Here is a 6,327-nt window from a genome sequence, read left to right on the forward strand (position 1 = left end):
AAAGGGACATGACTACCCATCGGTAACCGCGGGGTTGCGCTGCCTCGGACGTGCCGTGCAAGGATCGGCGGAGCCCGTGTCGTGCCGAGCCGAGGATGTTCAGCTCCTTGACCCTCCCAGCAGCCTTCCTTGGTGCCACCGTGCGCGTGCTGCGCACGGCGGGTGGGCGGCGTGCGCTCCAGCTGGTGCTGCTGGTCGGCGGACTGTTCACGCTGGGCTTCCTCTGCGGTGAACAGGCGCACGCGGCGGACGGCATCCCGGTGCCGGCCGAGGTGACGTCGATCGCCGCTCCCATGCACGGTGCCGGCGAACGGGTCGTCCCCCCTGTACGGCGAACCGGCGCACAGGCCGTCGCTCCGGTACGCGACGTGGTGACCGCGGTGACCGCGGTCTCCACGGAGCTCCGGTCCATCAAGGACGCCCCCGGCGCCCGAGCCGTCGGGCAGACCCGGTCCTCGGCACCCTCCCCGCACCTGCCGCCCCTCACCCAGGCACCGGACGACGGCACCGCGGTCCCGGCCGCCCCCGCGCCTGAGGCGCCGCAGCCGAAGTCCATGGCACCCGGCCCGCAGCGGTACGGCGGTGCGGCCCCGCCCGGCCGGGCGGGGCACCAGCGGCCCCACGCCCGCGCCCAGGCCCGCGGTGCAGGCGGCGCACCGGCGCAGGTCGCCCCGTACGGCCCGCAGGCCGCCCCCGCGCCCCGGCGCGCGGCGCACACCCCGGCGTACGACGGCATCGCCGCCGTGGGAGCCCCCGGCTGTCCCGCGCCGAGCGGAGACCCGGCCGGCGTGCTCGGCAAGCAGGCGGCCGACGGTGCGGCGTCCCGCCATGGTGACGCTCATGCCGTCACCCTCGACCACCGGGCACCCCTGTGGCGCGGGCCCTGCGCCACCGCGTACGCCGAGGCGCCCCGCACCCGGGAACGGCACCGGGACATCCCCGTCTTCCCCGGCTAGGCGGCAGGGCCGGCGCCCCACAGGCGGTGCCGGTCATCCGTACGGCCGTACCGCCGTGCCCCGATACCCCCACGACCTCGACGACGCCCACGACGCGCGACGCCCGCGGCCTCTCCGTCCGGGGCGTTCAGGGCGTCCGGGCTTCGCGGTCCGTCCAGGCCTCCGGCGAGCAGGGCCGAGGCCCCCACCGCTCCGCGGGTGTCCTGACCCGGGCGGCCGAATGCCGTCGGTTCGTCCGGGCGGGGCCCCGCGGCCCGGGCGGGGGGGCCCCCTCCGGGGGGGGGGCCACCCGCCCCGGCCCCGGCACCACCGGGGTCGCCCAGAGGCCTCACCGGGTCAACCCCAGCCCGGTGAGGCCTCGCACTTCACTCCGGTTGCGGCACGGCGTGTCAGGAAACCCGGCATCATGTGACAGGTATCACCGCTCGTGTGTGACCCTCGATTTAGGGAGCCCCCGCAAGCGGCGATAACCTGCGAGACGGACATGCCGCGCGCTCGGACACCGTGTGCGCCTCCCTTGTGACAAGCGGACGTCACGTTGCCCTTCGCGGCACGCCCACGCATCCAACGAACCGCGAGATCACTGATAGGGACGGAAGCGCGTGGACCTGTTCGAGTACCAGGCGAGGGACCTCTTCGCCAAGCACGATGTACCGGTGCTGGCCGGTGAAGTCATCGACACGCCTGAGGCGGCGCGCGCGATCACCGAGCGTCTGGGCGGCAAGTCCGTCGTCAAGGCGCAGGTGAAGGTCGGTGGCCGCGGCAAGGCCGGTGGCGTCAAGCTGGCCGCCTCCGCGGACGAGGCCGTCGCCCGGGCGACGGACATCCTCGGCATGGACATCAAGGGCCACACGGTCCACAAGGTCATGATCGCCGAGACCGCCCCGGAGATCCTCGAGGAGTACTACGTCTCCTTCCTCCTCGACCGTGCGAACCGCACCTTCCTCTCCATCGCCTCCGTCGAGGGCGGCATGGAGATCGAGGAGGTGGCCGCCACCCGTCCGGAGGCCGTCGCCAAGACGCCGATCGACCCGATCGACGGTGTGGACGAGGCCAAGGCCCGCGAGATCGTCGCGGCCGCCAAGTTCCCGGCCGAGGTCGCGGACAAGGTCGTCAACGTCCTGATCAAGCTGTGGGACACCTTCATCAAGTCGGACGCCCTCCTCGTCGAGGTCAACCCGCTCGCGAAGGTCGCCTCCGGCGAGGTCATCGCCCTCGACGGCAAGGTGTCGCTCGACGAGAACGCCGAGTTCCGCCACCCCGAGTACGAGGAGCTCCACGACAAGGACGCGGCCAACCCGCTCGAGGCCGCCGCCAAGGCGAAGGGCCTCAACTACGTCAAGCTCGAGGGCGAGGTCGGCATCATCGGCAACGGCGCGGGTCTCGTCATGAGCACCCTGGACGTCGTCGCGTACGCCGGTGAGCAGCACGGTGGCGTCAAGCCCGCCAACTTCCTGGACATCGGCGGTGGCGCCTCCGCCCAGGTGATGGCGAACGGCCTGGAGATCATCCTGGGCGACCCGGACGTCAAGTCCGTCTTCGTGAACGTCTTCGGTGGCATCACCGCCTGCGACGAGGTCGCCAACGGCATCGTGCAGGCCCTGAAGCTTCTGGAGGACCGCGGCGAGAACGTCTCGAAGCCGCTCGTCGTCCGCCTCGACGGCAACAACGCCGAGCTGGGCCGACAGATCCTCACCGACGCGAACCACCCGCTGGTGCAGCGCGTCGACACCATGGACGGCGCGGCCGACAAGGCCGCCGAGCTGGCCCACGCCGCCAAGTAAGCACTCAGGACGAGGACACAACACACCATGGCTATCTGGCTCAACAAGGACAGCAAGGTCATCGTCCAGGGCATGACCGGCGCCACGGGCATGAAGCACACGAAGCTCATGCTCGGTGACGGCACCAACGTCGTGGGCGGCGTGAACCCGCGCAAGGCGGGCACCACCGTGGACTTCGACGGCACCGAGGTACCGGTCTTCGGTACCGTCAAGGAGGCCATCGAGAAGACCGGCGCCAACGTCTCCGTCATCTTCGTGCCGGAGAAGTTCACCAAGGACGCGGTCGTCGAGGCGATCGACGCCGAGATCGCGCTGGCCGTCGTGATCACCGAGGGCATCGCCGTGCACGACACGGCGTCCTTCTGGGCGTACGCCGGCAAGAAGGGCAACAAGACCCGCATCATCGGCCCGAACTGCCCCGGCATCATCACCCCGGGCCAGTCGAACGTCGGCATCATCCCGGGCGACATCACCAAGCCGGGCCGCATCGGCCTGGTGTCGAAGTCCGGCACGCTGACGTACCAGATGATGTACGAGCTGCGTGACATCGGCTTCTCCACCGCCGTCGGCATCGGTGGTGACCCGATCATCGGTACGACGCACATCGACGCGCTCGCCGCGTTCCAGAACGACCCGGAGACCGACCTCATCGTGATGATCGGTGAGATCGGTGGTGACGCCGAGGAGCGTGCCGCGGCGTTCATCAAGGAGAACGTGACCAAGCCGGTCGTCGGCTACGTCGCGGGCTTCACCGCGCCCGAGGGCAAGACCATGGGCCACGCCGGCGCCATCGTCTCCGGCTCCTCCGGCACCGCGCAGGCCAAGAAGGAGGCCCTGGAGGCCGCGGGCGTCAAGGTCGGCAAGACGCCGACCGAGACGGCCAAGCTCGCCCGCGAGATCCTGGCCGGCTGAGACACGTCAGCTGAGCGCCGGTAGGCCCGTCCCGTTCGCCGGGGCGGGCCTACCGCCGTTCGCGACGGACGCGCTCAGTGAGCGCCTCCCGCGAGGAGGGCCGGTTCACCCGGGTTCCGGCACCAGCCGTTCCGGACCCCTCGCGGCGGCCCGCAGCTTCGCCCGCAACGCCTGCTGGTCCGGCGACAGCGGGCCCATCACCCCCACCGACGGCACCCCCTCCACCGCCTGGGCCGGAGCGATCGGGGGCTCGTAGTGCGTCGGTGCCGTCCGCAGCGTGAGCGTCGTCGCGCCGACGATCGTCACGGTGAACGCGATCGCCGCCCGGGTCCAGAACACGTTCCGCCGTTCGGTACCGGTCCGCACCACCGGCGGCTTCGCCGCACGCACCTGCTCCGCCGAGCCCAGTTCGAGCAGCCGGCGATGCAGTTCCGCGGGGTCGGCCAGGGCCGGCAGCCGCGCGGCCACCGCCGCCCGCGCGTGGGTCAGCCGGCTCGCGGCCGCCGGCGTGCTGGCCTCCGTCTCCGCCGCCGTCTCGGGCAGGTCGAGGCCCACCCCGTCGTAGAGGACGAGCGTGCGCCGGTACGACGGCGGGAGCTTCAGCAGGGCGCTCAGCAGCGCACGGTCGGCCGGATCGGCGGGCGGCGGCTCGGGGTGCCGGTACCGGGGCCGGAAGCGGTGCCAGGGTGAGAGCGCGCAGTCGTACGCCACCGCCCGCACCCAGCCGCCCGGATCCCGGTCCAGGGCCACCTCGGGCCAGCGCTGCCAGGCCAGCTGGAAGGCCTGCTCCACGGACTCGCGGGCCAGCTCCCGGCGCCCGGTGAGCAGATACGTCTGGCGTACGAGGGCCGGGGCGCAGAAGGCGTACAGCGCGTCGAAGGCCTGAGCCGGCGTCAGGGGAGCGGCGGAGCCCATGGCCGTGTGTCCGGCGGGGGCGAGGGCGGCGGCGGTCGCGGTCGGCTGCTCCCGGAGCGCCTCGGCCGTCGACGTGTCCTCGGCCGCCGGTGCGGCGAGCGCCCGCAGCAGCCGGGCGTACGCCTCGCCCTCGCGTCCGTGCGGGACGCGGCGGCCGGACTCCCACGCGCGCAGCGTCGAGCGGCTGACGCCGATCCGCGCGGCGACCTGAGCATTCGTCAGCGACCGGGACTCACGGAGCCGTCGGCGTTCGTTCGGCGGCGGCAGCGGGCCGGCCGGGTTCTGCGTCGTCGTCACCATGCGCCCTTCCGTGCGAAAAAGAACATAAACGTATATTGGGCGACACAGCGGAAGTTCGCCTCTTGCGTGGGGAAAGCGGGTGGCATTGGCAGCATGGCGTGGTGACTCTGATGACCGCTCGCCGACCGTCGCTGGCCCCCCTGCTGACCCGGATGCGGGACCGTGAGCCCGGACTGGCCGCGAGTCTGCTGGCCGGAGCCGTCGCGGCCGGACTCGGATTCGCCTCGTACGCCGCGCTGCTGATGGTGCTGTGGGTCAGCTCGCCGTACCCCGACAGCGGTCCGGCCGGAGCGCTGCACGTCGCCGCCGGGCTGTGGCTGCTGGCGCACGGCGTCGAACTGGTCCGCACCGACACGCTCTCCGGTACGCCCATGCCGGTGGGCGTGACCCCGTTGCTGCTGCTCGCGCTGCCCGTGTGGCGGGTGTACCGGGCGGCCAGGGACGCGGTGGACGCACCCGAGGACGCCGACGGCCCGCCGCCCGTACCGGCGCGCACGGTGTGGACCGGGGTCGTTCTCGGCTATCTGGGTGTCGGCGGCGCGATCGCGCTGTACTGCTCCGGCGGTGAACTGCGCCCCGCCTGGCCCTGGGTGACGGCCTGTCTGCCGCTGGTCGCGGCGGGCTCGGCGGCGGCCGGGGTGTGGTCGGCGTACGGCCGTCCGCGCGAACCGGTGCTGCGTGCGCTGACGGTGTTGCCGGGGCCGGTGCGGCGGGCGGTGTTCGGTGCGGACGCACGCGCCCGGGTGGGTACGGCCGTACGGGCCACCGGTGCCGCCACGGCGGTGCTCTTCGGCGGCGGGGCGCTGGTGCTCGGGGTGTCGCTGGTGTGGCACGGAGAGGCGGCGCAGGCGTCCTTCCTGCGGCTGACCGAGGGCTGGACGGGACGGTTCGCGGTGCTGCTGCTCGGTATCGCGCTCATCCCCAACGCGGCGCTCTGGGCCGCGTCCTACGCCCTCGGTCCCGGCTTCCTGCTCGGCACCGGGCACGGGGTGACCCCGTTCGCCTCCGATCCGGCGCCGCTGCTGCCGCCCTTCCCGTTGCTGGCCGCGGTGCCAGACCCGGGCGCCGGGACGCTGCCGAACTGGCTGGCGGGGCTGGTGCCGGTGGCGGCCGGGGTGATGGCGGGGTGGTTCGTGGCGCGGGGTGCCGTGGGGGAGCCGGAGTCGGGGGGAGCGGCCACGGCTCGGTGGCCCCTCGCTCGTACCGCCGGGGTGATGCTGCTGACCGCGACGGTGTGCGCGGTGGCCTTCGCCCTGCTCGCCGCGCTGGCGGGCGGTCCCCTGGGCGTGGCCGCGCTGGCCCGTTTCGGGCCGGTGTGGTGGCAGACCGGGGGAGCGGTGGGCACGTGGACGGTGGTGTTCGGGATGCCGGTGGCGCTGGTCGTACGGGCGTGGCGGCTGTGGCACGGGCGTACGCGGGGCGGGGAGATCCCGGCGCAGGATGCGGGGGCCGGGCGGGAC

General features: G+C 73.1%; 5 protein-coding genes. 4 read left to right on the forward strand and 1 reads right to left on the reverse strand.

Annotation, left to right across the window (positions count from 1 at the left end; genetic code table 11):
• The first annotated feature begins 107 nt into the window (after nucleotides 1-107).
• The 3 genes from IO33_RS49700 (at nucleotide 108) to sucD (ending at nucleotide 3,652) form a co-directional block, all read left to right on the forward strand.
• Nucleotides 108-956: a hypothetical protein gene (locus IO33_RS49700; RefSeq protein WP_157857950.1), complete on the forward strand. Its 849-nt coding sequence runs from the start codon at nucleotides 108-110 to the stop codon at nucleotides 954-956.
• A gap of 602 nt (nucleotides 957-1,558) precedes the next feature.
• On the forward strand, nucleotides 1,559-2,740 hold the full coding sequence (gene sucC, locus IO33_RS0132810) for an ADP-forming succinate--CoA ligase subunit beta (RefSeq protein WP_031171765.1): 1,182 nt from the start codon (nucleotides 1,559-1,561) through the stop codon (nucleotides 2,738-2,740).
• Between the two features lie 27 nt (nucleotides 2,741-2,767).
• Complete coding sequence (gene sucD, locus IO33_RS0132815; RefSeq protein WP_031171766.1) at nucleotides 2,768-3,652, forward strand: succinate--CoA ligase subunit alpha; 885 nt, start codon at nucleotides 2,768-2,770, stop codon at nucleotides 3,650-3,652.
• Between the two features lie 105 nt (nucleotides 3,653-3,757).
• On the opposite strand, the gene IO33_RS0132820 is transcribed toward sucD, so the two are convergent.
• Entirely contained in the window at nucleotides 3,758-4,867 is a 1,110-nt protein-coding gene (locus IO33_RS0132820) for a helix-turn-helix domain-containing protein (protein WP_031171768.1), read from the reverse strand.
• A 110-nt stretch (nucleotides 4,868-4,977) separates the two neighbouring features.
• On the opposite strand from IO33_RS0132820, the gene IO33_RS0132825 reads away from it, so the two are divergent.
• A partial coding sequence (locus IO33_RS0132825; RefSeq protein WP_031171770.1) for a cell division protein PerM occupies nucleotides 4,978-6,327 on the forward strand: 1,350 nt, incomplete at its 3' end.

Source organism: Streptomyces durhamensis (genome assembly GCF_000725475.1).
Lineage (GTDB): Bacteria > Actinomycetota > Actinomycetes > Streptomycetales > Streptomycetaceae > Streptomyces > Streptomyces filipinensis.